The organism is Roseobacter sp. HKCC-CH-9208, from assembly GCF_037805125.1.
In the GTDB taxonomy this organism is placed as follows: Bacteria; Pseudomonadota; Alphaproteobacteria; order Rhodobacterales; family Rhodobacteraceae; genus M30B80.
In genome coordinates this window covers 55,914-76,214 of record NZ_JBBLYK010000001.1, presented here as the reverse complement: position 1 = coordinate 76,214, position 20,301 = coordinate 55,914, and the positions used below count along the sequence as shown (strand labels likewise).

The 20,301-nt window shown below is 55.9% G+C and carries 20 protein-coding genes; 9 read left to right on the top strand and 11 right to left on the bottom strand.

The features are described 5' to 3' along the window. Nucleotide 1: 1 nt before the first annotated feature. The 5 genes from AAC621_RS00415 to iolD all read right to left on the bottom strand — a co-directional run bounded on the left by AAC621_RS00415 (nt 2) and on the right by iolD (nt 5,945). Complete coding sequence (locus AAC621_RS00415; protein ID WP_340251095.1) at nt 2-1,114, bottom strand: ABC transporter permease; 1,113 nt, start codon at nt 1,112-1,114, stop codon at nt 2-4. 86 nt (nt 1,115-1,200) lie between these two features. Then, on the bottom strand, nt 1,201-2,112 hold the full coding sequence (locus tag AAC621_RS00410; RefSeq protein ID WP_340251093.1) for a sugar ABC transporter substrate-binding protein: 912 nt from the start codon (nt 2,110-2,112) through the stop codon (nt 1,201-1,203). Between the two features lie 101 nt (nt 2,113-2,213). Then, nucleotides 2,214-3,029: an SDR family oxidoreductase gene (locus AAC621_RS00405; protein ID WP_340251091.1), complete on the bottom strand. Its 816-nt coding sequence runs from the start codon at nt 3,027-3,029 to the stop codon at nt 2,214-2,216. A gap of 136 nt (nt 3,030-3,165) precedes the next feature. Then, nucleotides 3,166-4,062 carry a myo-inosose-2 dehydratase gene (gene iolE / locus AAC621_RS00400; RefSeq protein ID WP_340251089.1) on the bottom strand — a complete coding sequence of 299 codons (897 nt, stop codon included), beginning with the start codon at nt 4,060-4,062 and terminating at the stop codon, nt 3,166-3,168. Nucleotides 4,063-4,067: 5 nt separating this feature from the next. Next, nucleotides 4,068-5,945: a 3D-(3,5/4)-trihydroxycyclohexane-1,2-dione acylhydrolase (decyclizing) gene (gene iolD, locus AAC621_RS00395; protein ID WP_340251087.1), complete on the bottom strand. Its 1,878-nt coding sequence runs from the start codon at nt 5,943-5,945 to the stop codon at nt 4,068-4,070. Nucleotides 5,946-6,133: 188 nt separating this feature from the next. Between iolD and AAC621_RS00390 the strand changes: the two genes are divergently transcribed. From AAC621_RS00390 to AAC621_RS00370, 5 genes are read left to right on the top strand one after another with little or no spacing between them, the layout of a single operon-like run. Next, on the top strand, nt 6,134-6,955 hold the full coding sequence (locus tag AAC621_RS00390) for an HpcH/HpaI aldolase family protein (RefSeq protein ID WP_340251085.1): 822 nt from the start codon (nt 6,134-6,136) through the stop codon (nt 6,953-6,955). Further along, nucleotides 6,955-7,938 (top strand): hydroxyacid dehydrogenase, encoded by a 984-nt coding sequence (locus AAC621_RS00385; RefSeq protein WP_340251083.1) that lies wholly within the window; start codon nt 6,955-6,957, stop codon nt 7,936-7,938. The genes AAC621_RS00390 and AAC621_RS00385 overlap by 1 nt, the downstream gene beginning before the upstream one ends. Then, complete coding sequence (locus tag AAC621_RS00380) at nt 7,928-9,049, top strand: Gfo/Idh/MocA family protein (RefSeq protein ID WP_340251081.1); 1,122 nt, start codon at nt 7,928-7,930, stop codon at nt 9,047-9,049. Before AAC621_RS00385 ends, AAC621_RS00380 begins: the two co-directional genes overlap by 11 nt. Beyond that, nucleotides 9,031-9,957 (top strand): MurR/RpiR family transcriptional regulator, encoded by a 927-nt coding sequence (locus AAC621_RS00375; RefSeq protein ID WP_340251079.1) that lies wholly within the window; start codon nt 9,031-9,033, stop codon nt 9,955-9,957. Before AAC621_RS00380 ends, AAC621_RS00375 begins: the two co-directional genes overlap by 19 nt. Nucleotides 9,958-9,985: 28 nt before the next feature. Then, nucleotides 9,986-10,333, top strand: coding sequence for a hypothetical protein (locus AAC621_RS00370; RefSeq protein WP_340251077.1), 348 nt, complete (start codon nt 9,986-9,988; stop codon nt 10,331-10,333). A 30-nt stretch (nt 10,334-10,363) separates the two neighbouring features. Here AAC621_RS00370 and AAC621_RS00365 read toward each other — a convergent pair whose 3' ends face one another. Then, nucleotides 10,364-11,134: an SDR family NAD(P)-dependent oxidoreductase gene (locus tag AAC621_RS00365; protein WP_340251074.1), complete on the bottom strand. Its 771-nt coding sequence runs from the start codon at nt 11,132-11,134 to the stop codon at nt 10,364-10,366. Nucleotides 11,135-11,289: 155 nt separating this feature from the next. Between AAC621_RS00365 and AAC621_RS00360 the strand changes: the two genes are divergently transcribed. Then, nucleotides 11,290-12,360, top strand: a complete 1,071-nt coding sequence (locus AAC621_RS00360) for a fatty acid desaturase (RefSeq protein WP_445322472.1) — start codon at nt 11,290-11,292, stop codon at nt 12,358-12,360. On the opposite strand, the gene AAC621_RS00355 is transcribed toward AAC621_RS00360, so the two are convergent. Genes AAC621_RS00355 through AAC621_RS00345 form a run of 3 tightly spaced genes read right to left on the bottom strand, consistent with a single transcriptional unit; the run spans nt 12,357 to nt 15,028 of the window. Further along, nucleotides 12,357-13,184, bottom strand: coding sequence for a class II fructose-bisphosphate aldolase (locus tag AAC621_RS00355; protein ID WP_340251070.1), 828 nt, complete (start codon nt 13,182-13,184; stop codon nt 12,357-12,359). The genes AAC621_RS00360 and AAC621_RS00355 overlap by 4 nt on opposite strands. Then, nucleotides 13,181-14,038, bottom strand: a complete 858-nt coding sequence (locus tag AAC621_RS00350) for a 5-deoxy-glucuronate isomerase (RefSeq protein ID WP_340251068.1) — start codon at nt 14,036-14,038, stop codon at nt 13,181-13,183. Before AAC621_RS00350 ends, AAC621_RS00355 begins: the two co-directional genes overlap by 4 nt. Nucleotides 14,039-14,050: 12 nt before the next feature. After that, entirely contained in the window at nt 14,051-15,028 is a 978-nt protein-coding gene (locus AAC621_RS00345) for a PfkB family carbohydrate kinase (protein WP_340251066.1), read from the bottom strand. 115 nt (nt 15,029-15,143) lie between these two features. On the opposite strand from AAC621_RS00345, the gene AAC621_RS00340 reads away from it, so the two are divergent. Genes AAC621_RS00340 through AAC621_RS00330 form a run of 3 tightly spaced genes read left to right on the top strand, consistent with a single transcriptional unit; the run spans nt 15,144 to nt 18,311 of the window. Beyond that, nucleotides 15,144-16,247, top strand: a complete 1,104-nt coding sequence (locus tag AAC621_RS00340; protein ID WP_340251063.1) for a Gfo/Idh/MocA family protein — start codon at nt 15,144-15,146, stop codon at nt 16,245-16,247. Between the two features lie 18 nt (nt 16,248-16,265). Beyond that, a complete protein-coding gene (locus AAC621_RS00335; RefSeq protein WP_340251061.1) occupies nt 16,266-17,156 on the top strand; it encodes a sugar phosphate isomerase/epimerase family protein in 891 nt (296 codons plus the stop codon). A gap of 18 nt (nt 17,157-17,174) precedes the next feature. Continuing rightward, nucleotides 17,175-18,311, top strand: coding sequence for a Gfo/Idh/MocA family protein (locus AAC621_RS00330; protein WP_340251059.1), 1,137 nt, complete (start codon nt 17,175-17,177; stop codon nt 18,309-18,311). Here the strand turns inward: AAC621_RS00330 and AAC621_RS00325 are convergent. Then, nucleotides 18,301-19,308: a LacI family DNA-binding transcriptional regulator gene (locus AAC621_RS00325; RefSeq protein ID WP_340251057.1), complete on the bottom strand. Its 1,008-nt coding sequence runs from the start codon at nt 19,306-19,308 to the stop codon at nt 18,301-18,303. The genes AAC621_RS00330 and AAC621_RS00325 overlap by 11 nt on opposite strands. Before the next feature lie 69 nt (nt 19,309-19,377). Continuing rightward, complete coding sequence (locus AAC621_RS00320; protein ID WP_340251055.1) at nt 19,378-20,298, bottom strand: ribokinase; 921 nt, start codon at nt 20,296-20,298, stop codon at nt 19,378-19,380. Between the last annotated feature and the right edge of the window lie 3 nt (nt 20,299-20,301).

Below are 20,301 nucleotides of genomic sequence, written 5' to 3'. Positions count from 1 at the left end.
GTTAAATCCCTCCCGTGATACGCTTGCGGATACGCTCATTGGCGAAAACCGCAGCAAGCAGGATACCGCCAAGGAAAACGCGGAACCATGCGCCATCGATAGCAGGAATGAAGAACACCGCATTCGCCACAAGGCCAACGGTAATCGCCCCAAAGACCACGCCAAGGATGGATCCAAACCCGCCCGTCATCAGCGTGCCACCCACAACCGCGATGGCAATCGCGAACAATTCCATCAAATTGCCTTTGGCGGCATCTGATGTGTTGGTGTCATACACCTGGCATGCGGCAAACATCGTAGCGCAAAAGGCGGTGAACATGAACAGGCCCACTTTTACCTTGTCGACTGGCACACCATTGGCGCGTGCGGCCTCTTTGTTGTCGCCTGTCGCGTAAATCCAGTTGCCGATTTGCGTGCGGCTGAGCACGAAATAGGCCACGCTCGCGATCACAATCCACCAGAAAAACCGCGCGTCAAACCCGTGAACCCATTGTTCGCCATTGCGGTTAAGATTACCGCCAAGCGCGAACCAAATATCATAGAACCACCCGAAAACCTCGCCGCCCATGATGTCGGCGAACCAGCTTTCCAGTTTAAAATCTTGTAAACCCGAGATTTGGGTCGATTGGTTGATCAGGCGGAAGCAAACTTCGGTAACCCCGCGCAAGAAAAACAAAAACGCCAAGGTCACGATAAAACTCGAGAGGCCAGATCGCACAACGATCATGCCAATCACCCAACCAATCCCCAAGGTCATCGCAAGGGTGATGAAAAACGCTGCGGCAGGGGTTGCTTCGCCCAGACCAAAGGGCAAACCCCATTTCAGCATCATCGCCATCGACATGCCCGCAAAGCCAATCATCGAACCGATTGACAGGTCAAATTCGCCTGCAATCATCAGCACAGCGGCCCCTGTGGCAATGATCCCATATTGGGCAATAATCGCGATGTTATTTTTCAGACCCAAGGGGTTAAACGCCTTACCATCCGAGGCAATCGCCAAGGCCACAATGATGATAATCATCACCACGAAAGAGCCGATCTCGGGACGGCGTAAGATTTTTTGAAAGGCAGTTTCTTGTTGAAGCCTGTTCGCTTCGCTTCGATCGGCCATATCTCACATCCTGTTTTTATCTGGATTTTGAAGGTGAAAACAGGCGGGAAATCCCGCCTGTTTCATGTCTTGACTGATCAAAAAACTTAGCGATCGATACCTGCGAGTGCAGAAACCGATGCCGCGTTTGATGCATCCACAAAGCCTGGGCCAGATGGGATGTTCGCACCAGGCAACAGGCCTGCGCCTGTGTTGTAGAGGTGCAGAACGATCACAGGCATGTAGCCCTGCAGACGCTGCTGCTGGTCGATTGTGAAGGCCGCATCACCTGCTTGGATCATGTCCATAACGCCGGGGGAAAGGTCGAAACATGCCAAATGCACGTCTGCGCCAACTTCCTTGATCGCGCGGTTTGCCGCTTCACAGACATGTGGGCCAACAGCCAAAACGCCATCGATGGATGCGTCTGCCTGCAGCGCCGCTGCGGTGCGGGTTTCGATCTGTGCAGGGTCGTTTGACACGTCAATCATGTTCAGATCGCCGCCGACACCTTCGAAGTAGCCTGTGCAACGATCCACAAGCGCGGTGTTGAACGCTTCTTGGTTCAAGCAAAGCCCGTTGGTCACGCCTTCTGCTGCGGCGCGCTCACCTGCTTTTTGACCTGCCAAACGCTCTGGCTGACCTACGTGCATCAAGGCACCAAGCGCTGCGGATGACTCAAGACCTGAGTTCATAGTAACCACAGGAATGCCGTCCGCAACAGCGGACCGGATTGCTCCACCAAGCGCGTCTGCGTCAGGCAGCGATACGATGATGCCATCGGGCTGTGTTGCTGCTGCGGCTTCGATCAGCTGCGCCATTGCAGCCATGTCGCCAGATACGTCGAAGTTATATTCAAGGGTCGCGCCTACAGCCTCAGCTGCGTCACGGCCACCCTTTTCCACAACAGGCCAGAACGGGTCTGTGCCCTGCGTGTGGGTGATCATAACATAACGCTCAGCATGTGCCGCACCTGCCATCAAAGCAGCTGCTGCAGCGGTGAGAATGAGTTTCTTCATGGTCTTCCTCCCAAGTTATAGGCTCCGAAGAGCTGTTATTCTGCGCTTATGGCAGAATTCTTTGAAACACCCACGCGCGCGTCCTCACGTTTGGCCCCTCCTCACGGCACCAATGCATGAGCAGGCGCAGGTGCCTGTCCATCATACCCGCCCCAGACAGATTGATCGAAATGAATAACAGAGCCCGTCATCATTCCACTATCGTCTGACGCCATCCACAACACTGCTTTTGCCACTTCCACCGGGTCAAGCAGTCTTCCGAAAGGTAACTCTTTTGCGGCGCGATCAAGGGCGCCTGGATCTCCCGTCTCCGCCTCTTGCAAGGCGCGTTCGCCATCGGAATTCATCCATCCGATATCCAATTGGTTCACCCGCACCCTATTGCGCATCAGGGCAAACCCCGCATGGCGGCTCAGCGTGGCAAGCGCACCCTTTGACACTGCGTAAGGTGCAAGAAACGGTTGCCCCACCCTCGAAGATGCGGATCCGATATTGACGATGCTGCCTTTGACACCTGCCTCTTGCATCAGCAATACGGCGTCTTGCATCAAGAAAAACGGCGCACGGGTGTTAACCGCAATCATTTTGTCAAACAGGGCGGCGTTAGTGTTCAGCAGATTGCCACGATCGGTCATGCCTGCCGCATTTACCAAAATATCCACGCGGCCAAATTGCGCCTTGGCTGCGGGAATAATACCACGCACGGCATCTAAATCGGACAAATCCGCGCCCACAAAGTGACATTGGGTGCCAAATTCATCCGCGATAAGATCGCAAACACGCTGACCTCTCGCAGCGTTACGACCTACAACAATAAGGCCTTCTACATCCGCCTCTGCAAATACGCGAGCGATTGCTGCTCCAAGGCCCTGAGTGGCGCCTGTTAGAACAGCAATTTTACCAACTAAACTACTCACGAGAATGCGCCCCGCGCCAAAATCGAATTGCACAGCGCCTTGTTAGCGCTAACTAAACACTTGCACAAGCAACAATAAAGAAAAACAGAAAATATTTTAAGCGAAGCTATGCTAAAAAAATTAGTTTTAAAAATCATTATATTTCTACACTATATCCAGATTTAGAAAATAACTCTGATAGTACTCTGTGTCCAAGTGACGCCATTTCACGAGGCGAATTCAGTTTGGGATCCTGCTCTGCCTCCACAACAAACCAGCCCTCGTAACCGACACCTTCGAGTGCGGCAATAATGCTAGAAAAATTTAGATCCCCATCGCCTGGTACAGTAAAGACTCCCATAACCACTGCATCAAGGAAACTATTTCTAGTTCTGTCAATTTTTTCCACAACCTTTTTGCGAATATCCTTCGTATGGACATGAGAGATCCGCGCATGATGATTGTGAATTACGCGTAAATTATCCCCGCCCGCAAAAGCCATATGCCCCGCATCAAACAGCAGCGGAACCGAAGAATGCTTCATAAACACATCAAGCTCAGGCTCGGTTTCGACCACAGCGGCCATGTGATGATGATAGGAAATCGGCATCCCTTGGGCCGCGCACCAATCGGCAAAGTCCGACATCTTGCGCCCATAGGCGGCCATCTCGGCCTCACTGATCACTGGCTTTTGCGCCAAAGGCACCTCGCGCTTGCCCTGCACAGACCGCGCTGTTTCCCCGTAGACGATGCACGGCGCGCCTGCGGCTTTGAAAAACGCCATTTGCTCTGCAATGCGATCCTTTTCGCGCTCGATATCCCCATCAAGCAATTCACCCGAAAACCATCCGCCACAAACCGAGATCCGATAGCGATCCAAGATCGGGCCCAAAACCGCCATATCCATTGGAAAGCGGCGGCCTGTTTCCATGCCGCTAAACCCTGCCTCCGAGGCTTGGGTCAGACATTCCTCTAGGCTGACGTCATCTGATAATTCAGGCAGGTCGTCATTCCACCATGCAATCGGGGCAATGCCCAATTTGGCCTTCAACATGAGGTTTACACTCCAATCCGCTGTTTTTTACGGAATTCTTCTTGGCCCTTGCGGGCGGCTTGAACGCTTTCACGGGGGCTGACTTCGGGCACGCCCACATACCAATCCGCACCGCCATCTGTCCAAGTATAGGCATCAGAGGCGATTGAAATCACCGTTGTCGCATCGGTGGTCTGCGCCCATTCCATCGCGGCCTCTAGATCGGCAAGGCTGTCACAATGGCGTGCATAGGCCCCCATGGCCTCTGCATGTTTTGCAAAATCAACATGGCGCACATTGGCTGGGTCTTTCACGCGGCAATCTTTCAGCAGGTTGTTGAACCCTGCCCCGCCCGTATTGGTCTGCAAACGATTGATCACCGCATAACCACCGTTGTCGCAGACGATAACAATCATCTTATGGCCTGAGATCACCGAGGAATGGATGTCGGAATTCATCATCATATAAGACCCATCCCCAACCATGACGATGGGTGTGCCTTTGCTGCCTGCCATCGCCAACGCGTGGCCCCAGCCCCCTGCAACCTCATAGCCCATGCAGGAATAGCCGAATTCACAATCATAGGTGTGCGGTGCTTTGCAGCGCCAATTTTTGATCGTTTCACCGGGCAATCCGCCTGCGGCAGTCACCATCACATCTTCGGGGCGCGCCATACGGTTCACAACACCGATGACTTGCGCATAGGATGGCACGGCCTGATTTGTGGGGGCTTGGCCCTTGTCCAAGAAATCATTCCACTCGGCATACCATTTTTGTGCCTGCGTCATACGGGCGGTAGAGGCAGACCAATCCCCCAATTGCGCATCAATCTCGGTGATCGCCTCAAACGCATCCCCCACAACGGCCTGTGCGCGGTGCTTTTGCGCATCAAACCGCGCCGCGTTGATATTGATAAACCGCGCATCCTTTGGGAATGTTGTCCATGATCCTGTGGTGAAATCCTGCAAACGGGTGCCAATGGCGATCACCACATCCGCCGTTTCGGCCAATTGCCGCGCGGCCTCGGTGCCCTCAATCCCCATTGGGCCTGCATAGGCAGGGTTGTCATGCACAACGCCGCCCTTGCCAGCAATGGTTTCAGCCATCGGGATACCACGGCGCTTCGCGAAATCTGCCACCGCGGCCTCGGCCCCAGAATAGCGCACTCCACCGCCCGCGATAATTAAAGGGTTTTTCGCAGTTTTCAAAATTTCGACCGCCGCCTTGACCTGATCGCGCGAGGGGCGTGGGCGGGCGATAGTCCAAACTTTGCGCTCGAAAAACGCCTCTGGATAATCATAGGCCAATTCCTGCGTGTCCTGAGGCAGGCCAAGAAAGGCCGGCCCACAATCTGCAGGGTCTAGCATCGTGGCCACAGCCGCAGGCAAGGATTGGATAATCTGCGCGGGATGGGTGATCCGATCCCAATAGCGCGTCACAGCGCGGAAACTGTCGTTCACCGTGATGCTTGGATCCCCGAAATGCTCGACCTGCTGCAACACAGGATCGGGCAAGCGGTTTACATAAGTGTCGCCCGACAACAACAGGACAGGCAGGCGATTGGCATGCGCAACGCCCGCAGCGGTGACCATATTAGTGGCACCTGGCCCGACTGATGAGGTCGCGACCATGATCTGACGGCGTTTCTTTGCTTTGGCATAGGCAATCGCGGCCAAGGCCATGGATTGCTCATTCTGCCCGCGCCAAGTGGGAAGCTGATCTTGAACGCGCTCTAGCGCCTCGGCCAAGCAGGTTACGTTGCCGTGGCCAAAGATCCCGAACACCCCTGCAAACAGCGGCACCTCCTCGCCATCAATGATGGTGAATTGATTAACCATGTAGCGCACGATTGCCTGCGCCATAGTTAGACGCACAGTGCCGTTTGCACTTGCTCGGTTACTCATACCAGCACCCCTCCCCTGGGCTAGATTCGTCCTCACACGAAATGTATATTGACAAAAAAATTTTGACGCAACGATCATTGCAAAAACTTTTTGACGCTGCAATAGTGACGCTGAAAGAGTGTGCGCTTGCTTAAACTTTGGGCGAAGGATTCCCCCAAATCGTGACCGCAGTCATGGGGAGGTTAGAAATGAAAGCAAACAAACTCAAGGCCTTATGGCAAGGGGATCAGCCCGCGTTGAATGGGTGGTGTTCCATCGGTTCTAGCTTTACCGCCGAGATCATGGCGGCGCAGGGTTTTGACAGCATCACCATTGATATGCAGCATGGCGCGTTGGATTATGGCATGGCTTTGCCCATGGTGCAGGCCTTGCGTAATGTAGGCCCCACGATCATGGCCCGCGTACCGTGGCGTGACCCCAGTTGGATCATGAAGGCCTTGGATATGGGCGTTGAGGGGATCATCTGCCCCATGGTGAATTCTCGCGCCGAAGCAGAAGAATTCGTCAGCTACCTGCGCTACCCCCCGCATGGGCAGCGCAGCTATGGCCCGACCCGCGCGGTGATTGCCGACCCCAGTTACAACGTCAAAGACGCGAATGCGCAGGTTCTGGCCATTGCCATGATCGAAACCGCAGCGGGCATGGAACATCTTGAGGAAATCGCAGCGACCCCTGGCCTAGACGGTATTTATGTTGGCCCTGCTGATCTGACCCTCGGCACCCAAGCGGGGCGTTTGCCCCCAGGGTTTGACCGCGAAGAACCCGAGATGATCGCGATGATTAAGGAAATCGCCGCCGTATGTCGCAAGAACAAGATCGCCGCCTGCCTGCATTGCGGCAGCCCCGCCTATGCAGCCCGCGCCATTGAGTGGGGCTATCGCCTCACCACTGTTGGGGGTGATGTGCGCTTTTTGGCGCAATCAGCCCGCGCGGCGGTCACAGGCTGGCATGAGGTTGTGGGCCGCGCCGGTGGTTCGGACAGCACAGGTGCTGGCAAAGGGGGCTATTGATGACACGGCTCTTGGTTGCAGGGGCGCTTCATCCAACGGGCGAGGCGCTGCTTGAGCGACTTAAAACGCAGGGCGTGGATGTCACCTATGTGACCGATCCCGCACCTACGGCCTATCTGCCCTATCTACCGCAGGCCGATGCGCTTGTGCTGCGCACACAACCCCTGACGGCCGAGATGATTGCAACTGCACCAGACCTGAAAATCGTCTCGCGCCACGGCGTGGGATATGACGCGGTGGATGTAGATGCATTGTCGGCCCGCGGAATTGGCTTGGCCATTGTGGGGGATGTCAATTCTATCTCCGTGGCCGAGCAGGCCATGATGATGATGCTTGCTGGCGCGAAACAGGCGTTAGACGCGCATTTCGCCACACGTGGTAGCGAAGGGTTCGATTGGAACTGGCGTAATCTTTTGCGCGCGCGCGAAGTGTATAACAAACGCCTCTTGATCATCGGCTATGGCCGCATCGGGCGGCGTTTGGCGAAAATGGCCGATGGGTTTGGCATGCATATATCCGCCTATGACCCCTATCTTTCCCAAATGGGCGCATGGCCCGAAGGGACCGTGCAAGAAGTGACAGATTTATCCGCAGCCTTGGCTGAGGCTGATTTCATTTCGGTGCATATCCCCGCCGCCAAAGGCGCGCTGTTGGATCACACCGCCTTTGCGCATATGAAACGCGGTGTTGTGATCTGCAACACGGCGCGCGGTGGCGTTGTCGATGAGGCGGCCCTGTTGGCGGCGCTAAAGGATGGCACGGTGGCCGCGGCAGGTTTGGATGTGTTCCAATCCGAACCCCCTGCCCTTGATAACCCACTTTTCTCGGATCCGCGGGTGATCCTGTCACCCCATATTGGCGGGCTGTCCAATGAGGCGGCTGAACGTATGGCCTGCGCCTGTGTGGAAAACGCGCTGAACTTTATCAAAGGCAGGATTGATCCTGCGCTCATTGTCAATCACGAGGCAATCAATGGCAGCTAAACCGAAACTTCGCATCGGCTTGATTGGATCGGGCTTTATGGGCAAAGCGCATGTGTTTGGCTTTGCCACCGCCGCGCGGGTGTTTGATTTGCCCTATGAGGTGGAATTACACACGCTGGCAGATGTCACGCTTGCGGGGGCGCAGGCCGCGGCGGCAGGGTTTGGCTTTGCTCATGCCACAGATCGGTGGCAGGATTTGATCGAAAACCCCGATATAGATGTGGTCGATATCACCGCGCCAAATGCGTTGCACAAAGAAATGGCCATGGCAGCGATTGCGGCGGGCAAGCATGTTTATTGCGAAAAGCCCTTGGCCCCCTTGGCGCGTGACGCAGAGGAGATGGCCATTGCGGCAGAGGCGGCAGGGGTCAAAACCCAAGTTGGTTTCAATTATCTGTGTAACCCTATCATGGCGCTTGCCCGCGAGATGATTGCGGGCGGCGAATTGGGTGACATTCGCAGCTACCGCGGCGCGCATGCCGAGGATTATATGCGTGATGCAAACGCGCCCTATTCCTTCCGTCATGATCCTGCGGGCGGCGGGGCCTTGGCCGATATTGGCAGCCATGCCTTGGCCACGGCAGAATATCTGTTGGGGCCAATCACCCGCGTTATGGGGGATTGCGTCACCATGATTGACCACCGCAAGGATGCCACGGGATCCACCCGCAAAATTGAGGTCGATGATGTCGGGCGCGCCTTTTTGCGGTTTGAAAATGGCGCAACGGGCTCGATTGAGGCCAATTGGGTCGCCACGGGCCGCAAGATGCAGCATGATTTCGAAGTCTATGGCAGCAAGGGCGCGCTTATCTTTACGGGCGAGCGGTTCAACGAACTGCATTTCTACAACACCGATGACGCAACAGGCCGTCAGGGGTTTCGCAAAATCGAGGCCAGCCCAGATCACCCGCCCTATGGGCAATTCTGTGTGGCACCAGGCCATCAGATTGGCTTTAACGACCTCAAGGCGATTGAGATCGCAGGCTATCTTGATGCCATCGCAGATCGCGCGCCTGAACCCTTTAACTTCCGTGCGGGGTTGCGCATTCAATATCTGGTTGAAATCATTCAAGCCTCGGCCAAATCCGAGGCGTGGATCGCGACAGTCTGATCGGGGGCGTGATGGATCACAACACCTCCCTCAACGATACCCCGCCGCCTGATACCTATGAGGGGTTCATCCGCCTGATCCATGAACGTCACAACGCGATGAGCAACACCTATCAGGCCATCGCGCTCTATCTGACGCAGAACCCCAATGATGTGGCGGTGCGTTCGGTCAATACGATTGCCGAAAGCTGCGGGGTGCATGCCTCGAGTTTCGTACGCTTTGCGCAGGCCTTGGGGTATAAAGGGTTTCGGGATGTGCAGGCCATGTTCCAACAACGCCTAGAGACGGCTGCGCCTGGATTTGGGGCGCGCGTGCAATCCTTGCGTGATGGCATGGCCGCGCGCGATGATATCTCGGAAATCGGATTCCTGCGCGAGATGATCGTGCAAGACATTGCTTCGCTCGAAGGTCTGGTTGATGAGATTTCAGGCCTTGATATGGCCGCCGCCGCCAAGCTGATGGAGCGGGCCGAAACCATTTATTTGGTCGGACAAAATCGATCTTCACCCGTGGTTTTGCTCATGCGCTATCTGCTGACCATGATTGGCAAACGCTGCATCCTTCTGGATGCCAGCGGCGGCCTTGCCACCCATATCGCGCGCAGTATGGGGCCGCGGGACGTGCTCTTTGCTGTATCCTTTCGCTACTACGCCAATGAGGTTGTGCAGATTGTCGATCAGGCCGCCTCGGCGGGGCATGATGTGATTGCCATTTCCGACACGACCCTATCGCCCCTCGCAAAATCGGCAAAGATCCTGTTTGCCGTGCCCGAATATCAGCAAAGCCTCACTCGCTCCTTAGCCGCGCCCATGTGCGTGGCGCAGGCTTTGGTTGTGGCGACAGCGGCGCGCCTACAAAAGGGGGCGGAGGCACCGCTGATCCCCCATGTGACCCAAAAAGACACTTGAACCCCGACTTCCAAAGGAAAGATCCGCAATGAGCGTGAAAAAAGACCTGGATGTCATCACAATTGGCCGCGCTTGGCTTACGGGGCAAGTCAGCGATGCGCAGGCAATTTTGCAAATGGCAGATCGCTATCGCAGCTTGTCAGCGCTTTGGGATCAGGCCCGGAAAGGACGAGAGATGGCCGCGCATAAAACCCTTGCTGATCCCATTTTCAACCCGCTGTGGCGGCGGGTTGCCTTGACCATGTTTCTCTGCCTCTGGACAGGGGTCGAGATCTGGAACCAAACCTATGGGTGGGCCGCATTCATCGCAGCCATCACGATCTATTGCGGGTGGAATTTCTTTGTCCTGTGGGAAGATGTCCCAAGCAAGGAATAAGGGCGGCAAATATGCCGCCCCCTTGGTCGCTTAGATTGACCCAGCCTCGACCATGTAATTATTTGCGGTGCACATGGCCGCATCGTCAGAGGCCAAGAACAAAACCATCCGCGCGAGATAAACGGGTTCGATCTCATCGGGCAGACATTGACGATCGAGCGCCTCTTTCAAGGCCTCAGGCGTCACCCAAAGCTGTTTTTGCCGCTCTGTCATCACCCAGCCCGGAACGACCGTATTCACCCGAATGCGATGATCCCCCAAATCGCGCGCCATTGTGCGGGTCAGGCCGTGCACCGCCGATTTAGAACTGGTATAGGCGGGCATATCGCCACTGGCCTGCATCCAAGAGTTGGACCCAAAATTGATGATCGAGCCACCACCCGCCTCAATCATCGCGGGCGCTACGGCCTGAATGGCGAAAAACATATGACGCAGGTTGGTTGCATATCGCTCGTCCCAATAATCGGGTTCGACTGTCCGCCAGTCATGACGATCATCACGGGCGGCGTTATTCACCAAAATATGTGCGGGCCCGCAGGCCTCAGCCAATGATTTGAAGGCTGTTCGCAATGCAGAAATATCGCGCAGGTCACATTGCTCGAAATGCACAGTATCGCCCAATTCGGCGGCCAAGGCCGCACCGCCTTTGGCATCAATATCGACAAAACCAACGCGGCTGCCTTGCGCCGCAAAAGCCTTGACGATTTCCGCGCCAATCCCAGATGCACCGCCCGTAACAAAGACGGATTTATCCTTTAGGCTCGGATATATGGCGAATTGTGATTGATCAATCTGACCCATGGGTCTGCCCCTCCTTTGGCAATGCCTCTTTTCGCGCAAAACCTAACCGCTGCCCCTTTAGGCGGCAAGGCGCAAAGCGGTTATTCGTGGAAAGGATTGACAGAAATGAGTGGCAATGGTTGCATCTATAAAGGCGTGCATAGGGGAGGATGCCCGTGAATAAGATCACCCGAGATTACAGCCTGCTTGGCGCATCTGCGGTCGAGGCAGAGGAAAAGGGTCTGGCCGCCGCGCAGTGGTATCACTCAGATATCCCGCGCGAGGATATGCGCCGCCTGATGCAGCGCAAAGATGGGCCTGCCATTCGTGATACGATCCTTTACTTCGCGGTCTTGTTCGCCTCTGCCACGGGCGGGATCATGCTGTGGGGGTCATGGTGGTCAGCGCCCTTTTGGGTGATATATGCCACATTTTACACCGCAGGCGCAGATAGCCGCTGGCACGAGGCAGGTCATCGCACGGCGTTCTTGACCCCTTGGATGAATGCCGTGGTCTATCACATCGCCTGCTTCATGCTGTTCCGTAATCCTGTCTTGTGGCGATGGAGCCATTCCCGCCACCACACCGACACGATCATCGTGGGCCGTGATCCCGAAATTATCACCATGCGCCCGCCGCAAATATTTAAGGTTCTATGGCTCTTTATTGGCAGCCATACATGGGATGGGTTCAAGGCCACGTTCCGCCACGCCCTTTATGGGCTGAACAAAGAAGAACGCAGTTTCACCCCTGACCGCTATTGGAGAAAGGCGCAGGTGATTGCGCAGATTTGGCTTGCGATCTGTGCCGTGGTTTTGGCATTGGTGCCGATCACGGGGTCGATCTTGCCGTTGATGTTGGTGGGGGTTGGCCCTGCCCTCTTGGGGTCATGGCATCTGATCATGACGGGGTTATTGCAGCACACCGGCATGGCCGATAACGTGCTTGATCACCGCCTCAATTCCCGTAGCGTTTACATGAACCCGATCAGCCGTTTCATCTATTGGAACATGAATTATCATGTTGAGCATCATATGTTCCCAATGGTGCCCTATCACAATCTGCCCGCCCTGCATGAGGTGATCAAACATGATCTGCCGCCCGCAAATCGTGGCTTTGTCGATGGGCTGCGCGAGGTGGCGCATGCGCTGAAAATGCAGCTGAATGACCCCGAATATCAAATTCAGAAAACCTTACCCCCGACCGCAAAACCCTATCAGGCGCATCTGCACGATCTGGAGGTTTAGGGTTTAAGCGCGCGCAAAACGGGGCGGGTCAGCGCGACCAAGGCTTCCTCGGTTTGGCCAAGGATTTTGATACGATCAAATTCGGCGGGCTGCTCTGATATCACATGGGACAAGGCCGCGCCAAACCCCATGCGCAATTCGGTTCCGATGTTGAATTTACAAATCTTAGACATGCGCGCCAAATCTTGACGCTCTCGCACAGGCACGCCTGAGCCGCCATGAATAACCAGTGGAATGTCACAAAGCGCCTCAATCGCAGCAAGGCGGTTGCGATCCAGACCTTGGTGCTTTTCTTGTTGCAAATGCACATTCCCGATGGAAATCGCCATTGCATCTATGCCCGTCTCTTGGGCAAATCGGGCAGCCTCCTCAGGGTCTGTGCCCCGCGATTTTGCCCCATCCGCATAGCCGACATACCCAATTTCACCTTCACAAGAGACACCTGCCGCATGGGCCATCTCTGCGATTTCGGCGGTGCGGGCAATGTTTAGCGATAGGGGCAGCGCCGAGCCGTCAAACATCACCGAGGAAAAGCCTGCTGCTATTGCTGCGGCGCACTCCTCAAGTGACGTGCCGTGATCCAAATGGCTGACCACGGGCACTGAAACGCTTTCGGCCAATTCGCCAAACATCACCCCCCAAACCGAAATCGGCATATGCGCCCGCGCGCCTGGGCCCGCCTGCAAAATAATGGGCAGCCCCTCTAATTCCGCGGCGCGCGTGTAGGCGCGCGCGTCTTCCCACCCCAAACAGACCACGCCTGCCACTGCATAACCTTGGGCTAAGGCGGGCGTCAGGACATCGGTGAGGGTCGCGCGGGTCATTTAAACTTGGCCACCATATCCAAAATGCCTGGGATCGTATGGATCTGTTCGGCATGGGTTGGTTGGAAATATTGTTTGAGCGAGCGTTGGCTCAGGCCGCCTAGAATGGTGAAGTAATACATCTCATAGCCCGGCAGCGCGGCGCAAGGGTGATAGCCGCTATCAAGCAAAATGGTCGAGCCATCCATGATGTGATAGGCTTCGCCCACCTCATTATCGAGCCGCTGCAACATTTGCACACCTGACCCGTAATTGGGGCGGAAGCGGAAATTATAGGTTTCATCATGACGGGTTTCGATGATCTCGCCCGCGTCATCGGTTCGATCCGTGTCATGTTTGTGGCTGGGAAAGCCTGACCAGCCCCCTGCCCCTACAGTGAACAATTCCGACACCAAAAGCCGCCCAACCTTATCCGCGTATTTTGTGCCGAGGATATGTTTGATCTTACGATGCGTTTTGGTGTCATCCGATCCGTATTGGATCACATCCAATTCCGCTTCGCGCACATCAAACGGCTCCAAAACTTTGTCATATTTGGCCCCCGCAATGAAGGTTTCAGTCGTGTCACTAACACATGTGATCCGCACCCGCGCGCCCACGGGAACATAAACCCCCTCGGGTTCGCCATCCCAAACATCGGCCCCGCGATTGCCAAGGCGGGGATAGGACGCGCCATCAACATCCACATCGACACTGCCCGTAGCAGGCACGATGCAAGTCTCATATCCAGCAACTTGATAGTCAAACACCTCGCCTTTTTTCAGCTTTACGATGTTGAAATAATTCAGCGGCACTAAGTCGTGATCTACGTCAACGATGGGTTTATTTTGGTTGTCATGGGGTGGGATATGCATCGGGCCCCTCCTTTACTGATGAATTTCGATGAATTGGGATAGGGTCGCGCGGTCGGGCATGGCCCCCGCACAACCTGGATGCGAGACGGTGATGGCCGCCGCTGCGGCACCTTGATCCACGGCATCGGCAAGGGTTGCCCCATTGGCCAAGGCCGCAAGAGTTGCCGCCATAAAACTATCACCCGCCCCAACAGGCTTGAGCGGCGTGGCGGGATAGGTGCCTGTGCGCAATTCCTGATCCCCCGTCATAGTGATCGCGCCTTCGGCCCCCATTTTGTAAATCACCAATTTGCCGCGCGCGGCCAAGCCCCGTGCCGCGTCAAGACCGCGCTCATAGGCGCCTGCCATAAATCCGAATTCCTCATCATTGCCGACAATCATCGCCGATGCGTCTGCCGCACGGGTCAGAACATCGGCTGCAACGTCTGGCGAGGGCCAAGAATAGGGCCGATAATCAATATCAAATATAATCGGCACACCCGCTTTTTTCGCCAAATCAAAAGCGGCAAAGGTGGCGCTGCGCGAAGGTTCCGCTGCGAAAACCGTGCCTGCGGTGACGAGCGCGCCAAAGCGGCCATAGTCAATATCGGCAACATCCTCAGGCGTGACCTGAAAATCGACTGCATTGTTGCGATAGATGCAGACCTGAAAATCCTCCATCACCGATTCATAAACCGCCAAGGAGGAGCGGTATTCCCCCGCTAGAGTGCGGATGTACTCCACATCCACGCCATACTGGATCAGCTTATTACGGATAAACCGCCCCACCGTGTCATCGCTCAGCGAGGTCACAAGCGCGGCTTGCATCCCCAATTTACAGAGGCCTGCACAAATATTCGCAGAAGACCCGCCAAGATCGGCCCGAAAATTTTCGCCGAATTCGGCCTTTACCCCAATCGGATCGGCATAGAGATCCATGCCCGCGCGGCCCAAAACCACGAAACTGCCTTTTGCGATCCCATTGTGTAATTGCGCAGATAATTCGGACACTGGCCCCCGCCCCTCATTCGTAACCTTGCTTGCACTGCAATCGTGCTTGCATGACTATGCGTTCAAAGCTACTTCTTTTGCAACCGCTTGCAAGCCATTTCACGAGGGGGCCGCCATGTCAGAAATTGGGATAGGAATTATCGGAGGCGGCTATATGGGCAAGGCTCATGCCGTGGCCATGTCCGCCGTTGGTGCGGTGTTCAACACCACGCTGCGGCCCCGTTTGGAAATGGTCTGCGCGAGCAGCACAAAAAGCGCAGAAGCCTATCGCGCCGCATATGGTTTTGCCCGCGCGACCGATGATTGGCGCGTTTTGGTCCATGATCCGAAGGTGGAGGCAATCATCATCGCCTCGCCGCAAACCACACATCACGACATCGCACTTGCCGCATTCGCGGCGAAAAAACCTGTTTTATGCGAAAAACCCCTTGGCGCTTCTTTGGCCGAAAGTCAGGCTATGGTCGCCGCAGCTGAGGCCGCAGGTGTCGCCAATATGGTTGGGTTCAACTATATCCGCACCCCAGCCAGCCAATATGCCCGCGCGCTGATTGCACAGGGGGCAATTGGCCAAATCACATGGTTTCGCGGCGAACATACCGAAGATTTTTTGGCCGATCCAAACCTGCCCGCAAATTGGCGCACTTCGGGAATGGCCAATGGCACAATGGGGGATCTGGCCTCGCATATCATCAACGCAAGCCTTGCACTGATGGGTCCCATTGCATCGGTCATGGGGGTTTATGAAACCGTCCACACATCACGGCCCGAAGGCGTGGTGACCAATGACGACCATGTGCAGTTCATGTGTCGCTTTGAAAACGGGGCCATGGGGCAAATCTATGCTTCGCGCATCGCGACTGGCCGCAAAATGGGCTATGCTTACGAGATCACAGGCACCAAAGGCGCCATTCGATTTGATCAGGAAGATCAAAACGCGCTCTGGCTCTATGAGATGACAGGGCCAGAAGCCACGCGCGGCTTTCGCAAGATTTTAACGGGGCCTGCGCATCCTGATTATCTGCCCTTTTGCCAAGGGCCAGGTCATGGGACGGGCTATCAAGACCAAATCATCATCGAAGCCCGTGATTTTCTGCGCGCGATTGAAACGGGAGAGGCGATTTGGCCCACCTTCCGTGATGGTCACGATGTGAACCGCGTGATTGCCGCCGTTATCGCCTCAAGCGATCAAGGCGCGTGGTGCGATATTTCATCTGTTTAAACGAGGGCATAACCCATTATGACGATCGAAATCGGCAATGCGCCCTGCTCTTGGGGCGTTGAATTTGCAAATGACCCCCGCAATCCAACATGGCGCAAAGTCCTGCAGGATTGCGCTGAGGCGGGCTATCGCGGGATTGAACTGGGGCCTGTTGGCTTTATGCCCGAAGATCCCGCAATTTTGGGCGAGGCGCTTGATGAATTTGGCCTCACCTTAATTGGCGGTGTGATTTTCCGCCCCTATCACGACCCTGATGCATGGGAGGATGTGCTCGATGCCACGCATCGCACCGCCCGCGCCCTCAAGGCACATGGGGCCGAGCATCTGGTGATTATCGACAGTATCTCACCGCGCCGCGCCCCCACTGCGGGCCGCGCTGATGAGGCGGTGCAGATGGATAAGGCCGAATGGACTGGATTTCGCGACCGCATCATAGAAAGCGCGCGAATTGGAGCCGAAGACTATGGCCTCACGGTTGGCATCCACGCCCATGCGGCAGGATTTATGGATTTTGAACCTGAATTGATCCGCCTGCTTGATGAGGTTGATGAGGGCCTTTTGAAAATCTGCTTTGACACGGGCCATCACTCCTATGCGGGGTTTGATCCTGTGGCCTTCATGCAAAAATATGTCAGCCGCATTTCCTATATGCATTTCAAGGATATAGACCCCAAGGTTAAGGCAGATGTGATTGCCAATCGCACAGGGTTTTATGAGGCCTGCGGACAGGGGATTTTCTGCAATCTCGGCCAAGGCGATGTAGATTTTGAGGCGGTGCGCAAGGTTCTTTTGGATGCAAATTTTGCAGGCTGGTGCACAGTCGAGCAAGATTGCGATCCAACCCTAGATGTGCGCCCCATTGATGACGCACGCGCCAACCGCGCCTATCTGCAATCCATTGGTTTTTAAGCGAAAAGAGATCAAATCATGACAAAACTAAAATGGGGTCTTATCGGTGGTGGCGAAGGCAGCCAGATCGGCCCTGCACATCGCTTAGGCGCACAGGCGGATGGGCATTTTGACTTTGTGGCAGGCGCTTTGGATCACCGCGCGGATATGGGTCGTGCCTATGCACAGCGTCTGGGAATTGCCGCTAATCGCGCATATGGCGATTGGCGCGAGATGTTGGCAGGGGAAAGCGCCCGCGAGGATCGCGTTGATCTCGTGACTGTAGCCACGCCAAATTCCACGCATTTTGAAATCACCAAAGCCTTTCTTGAAGCGGGCTTCAATGTTCTTTGCGAAAAGCCCATGACGGTGACAGTCGAAGAAGGCGAAGAAATCGTAAAAATCGCCCGCGCCAATGGCCGAATTTGCGCGGTGAATTATTGCTATTCCGCCTATCCGATGATCCGTCAGGCGCGTGCCATGGTGCGCGCGGGCGAATTGGGCAACATTCGGTTGGTCGTCACCAATTTCAGCCATGGCCATCACGGCGATGCGGAAGATGCCGATAACCCACGGGTGCGGTGGCGCTATGACCCTGCGATGGCGGGTGTTTCTGGGCAGTTTGCTGATTGTGGTATCCATGCGCTGCATATGGCAGGGTTTATTTGTGATGATCACGTCACCACATTGTCCGCTGACTTCGCCTCAACAATTTCATCGCGCGTGCTCGAAGATGACGCAATGGTGAATTTCCGTATGTCCAAGGGCACTGTCGGGCGGCTCTGGACATCTTCGGTTGCGATTGGCCGCCAACACGGGTTCGACATTCAGGTCTTTGGCGAAAAAGGCGGCATAAGATGGGCGTCAGAGCAGCCCAATCAATTGATCTATACCCGCACTGGCGGGCGCACGGAGATCATCGAGAAGGGCGAAGGGGGGTTGCATGACGAGGCCACGCGGCTCAGCCGTGTCGCCATTGCACATCCCGAAGGGTTTCCCTTGGCTGTGGCCAATATTTACTGCGATCTGGCCGATGCCATTCGTGGTCAGGCCCGTGATGGGTTGCCAACGGCAGAAGATGGATGTCGCTCGCTGGCGGCTGTTTATGCGGCGGTGGCCTCAGCCAAGGATCACGGCGCGTGGCAGGAGGCCCGCCCGCCCATGTTCAGGGGTTAAGCGCACGCAAACTTGCGCGTTCGACCAAATGACAAGGAAACATCTGTGCCTCAGCCTGCGGGCTGGGGTATTCACTTAGGCGCACGACAAGCGACAACGCCGCCCCCACAATCGCCTCAATCGGCTGCGCAATCGTGGTGAGGCGAATATTGGGCCACGCGGCCATTGCCATATCATTCAGCCCCAATATGCCAATATCATCAGGGCAGCCTAGACCTGCCGCGCCAATCGCGGCCATGGCGCCGATGGATAGAATATCATCGCCACAAAAATAAACCTCAGCAGGCCCCGCAAACAGTTCGGCGGACATAGCCGCCTGCCCCGCCTCAAACCGATAGGCGGGCACAAAGCGCGCGCGGCAGGTCAGCCCTGCCTCTGCAAGGGCCGCGCGGAAACCCGCCAAACGATCTTGGGTTGAGGTGGCCCCTTCTGGCCCGCCTAGAAACCCGATCTCGCGGTAGCCGCGCGCGATTAATGTCTCGCCCGCCAAACGGCCTGCAGCGTGGTTATCAATGCCCACCACATTGACCCGCGCCTGCGGATCATGGCGACCAAAGGCGTGAACCACAGGCACGCCCTCTTCATAGAATTGCTCGACCAAACCAGCGGGCAAGGTGGATGAGGCCACCACCACCCCATCGACCGAATATTGCCGCAGCATTGCGGCGGCTTGTTCAATATCGCCCACATCGCTGAGATTAAACAAAAGTGGCCGCAACCCCATCTGCTGCAAGCCACGGGTGAACTGATCGAAAATCTCGAGAAAGACAGGGTTCTGGAAATTATTTGCAACCAAGCCAATCAGCTTACTGCGTCCAGTGGTCAGGGATGAGGCCAAGGCGTTTGGACGATAGCCAAGGGCAGCGGCGGCCGCCTCGACCCGCACGCGCATCGCAGACGAAACAGATGCACCATCGGTAAAGGCGCGCGACACGGCAGAGGGTGAAACCCCCGCCTTTGCCGCAACATCCCTAAGCGTGATTTTCGCCTTGCGCATCAAACCCGTCCCCTCTCCGCGTTTGACTATGACCCAAAGCGGGGAAGCGCGGCAATCACAAAGCGCGACTTACGAGGACACGACCGCCTCAATCTCGGGGCGGGTTGGCATTGCGGGTGCCGTGCCTTGGCGGGTGACAGACAAGCTTGCAGTCGCGCACGCAAAGCGCAACGCGGCCTCGATCCCCTGCCCTTCGGCAAGCGCCACAGCAAAGCCGCCATTGAACGCATCCCCTGCGCCCGTTGTCTCGACCACCGCACCGCAGTTAAAGGCGGGTTGGTGCAGGGTTTGCTGGCCATCATGGTAAAGGGCGCCTTGCTCACCCAAGGTGATCACCGCCGCCTTGGCACCAAGATTAAGCAATTTTTGCGCGGCCAATTGCGCAGTTTCAGGCGTGGTCACCTTCACCCCTGTCAGCTGCTCCGCCTCAATCTCATTGGGCGTCACATAATCGCAAAGGCCCAAGATATCCCGCCCTAATTCTTGCGCAGGTGCGGGGTTTAAGATCGTCAGTGCCCCTGCGGATTTCGCCATGCTCAACCCGTGCTTTGCAGCGGACAAAGGTTGTTCAAGTTGGGTCATGAAAACCTTTGCCGTGTTGATGACGCTGGCGCGCGCCTCAAGATCAGCAACCGCAATCTCCGCGGCCGCACCGGGGCTGACGATAATCGCGTTATTGCCGCTGGCCTCTTCGATAAAGATATACGCAGCCCCCGTATAGCTTTCGGGGTGGTGGCTGACATGGGGGGTCACGCCGCACTCGGCCCAAAGATCAAGCGCCATCTTGGCAAAATCATCTTGGCCAAGCCGCGTGATCATATGCACATCCCCGCCTGCCTTGGCTGCAGCAACCGATTGGTTCGACCCTTTGCCACCTGGCCCCAACACAAAACGTGATCCAATCAGCGTCTCGCCCATCACGGGCTGACGCAGCGCGGTATAGGCCGTATCAGCCACAAATACGCCCAAAATCACAATCGCATTAGACATCCA

Coding starts and splice junctions, on each gene's coding strand:
- AAC621_RS00415 (WP_340251095.1), bottom strand. CDS start 1,114: ATGGCCGATCGAAGCGAAGCGAACAGGCTTCAACAAGAAACTGCCTTT.
- AAC621_RS00410 (WP_340251093.1), bottom strand. CDS start 2,112: ATGAAGAAACTCATTCTCACCGCTGCAGCAGCTGCTTTGATGGCAGGT.
- iolE (WP_340251089.1), bottom strand. CDS start 4,062: ATGTTGAAGGCCAAATTGGGCATTGCCCCGATTGCATGGTGGAATGAC.
- iolD (WP_340251087.1), bottom strand. CDS start 5,945: ATGAGTAACCGAGCAAGTGCAAACGGCACTGTGCGTCTAACTATGGCG.
- AAC621_RS00390 (WP_340251085.1), top strand. CDS start 6,134: ATGAAAGCAAACAAACTCAAGGCCTTATGGCAAGGGGATCAGCCCGCG.
- AAC621_RS00385 (WP_340251083.1), top strand. CDS start 6,955: ATGACACGGCTCTTGGTTGCAGGGGCGCTTCATCCAACGGGCGAGGCG.
- AAC621_RS00380 (WP_340251081.1), top strand. CDS start 7,928: ATGGCAGCTAAACCGAAACTTCGCATCGGCTTGATTGGATCGGGCTTT.
- AAC621_RS00370 (WP_340251077.1), top strand. CDS start 9,986: ATGAGCGTGAAAAAAGACCTGGATGTCATCACAATTGGCCGCGCTTGG.
- AAC621_RS00365 (WP_340251074.1), bottom strand. CDS start 11,134: ATGGGTCAGATTGATCAATCACAATTCGCCATATATCCGAGCCTAAAG.
- AAC621_RS00355 (WP_340251070.1), bottom strand. CDS start 13,184: ATGACCCGCGCGACCCTCACCGATGTCCTGACGCCCGCCTTAGCCCAA.
- AAC621_RS00350 (WP_340251068.1), bottom strand. CDS start 14,038: ATGCATATCCCACCCCATGACAACCAAAATAAACCCATCGTTGACGTA.
- AAC621_RS00340 (WP_340251063.1), top strand. CDS start 15,144: ATGTCAGAAATTGGGATAGGAATTATCGGAGGCGGCTATATGGGCAAG.
- AAC621_RS00335 (WP_340251061.1), top strand. CDS start 16,266: ATGACGATCGAAATCGGCAATGCGCCCTGCTCTTGGGGCGTTGAATTT.
- AAC621_RS00330 (WP_340251059.1), top strand. CDS start 17,175: ATGACAAAACTAAAATGGGGTCTTATCGGTGGTGGCGAAGGCAGCCAG.
- AAC621_RS00325 (WP_340251057.1), bottom strand. CDS start 19,308: ATGCGCAAGGCGAAAATCACGCTTAGGGATGTTGCGGCAAAGGCGGGG.
- AAC621_RS00320 (WP_340251055.1), bottom strand. CDS start 20,298: ATGTCTAATGCGATTGTGATTTTGGGCGTATTTGTGGCTGATACGGCC.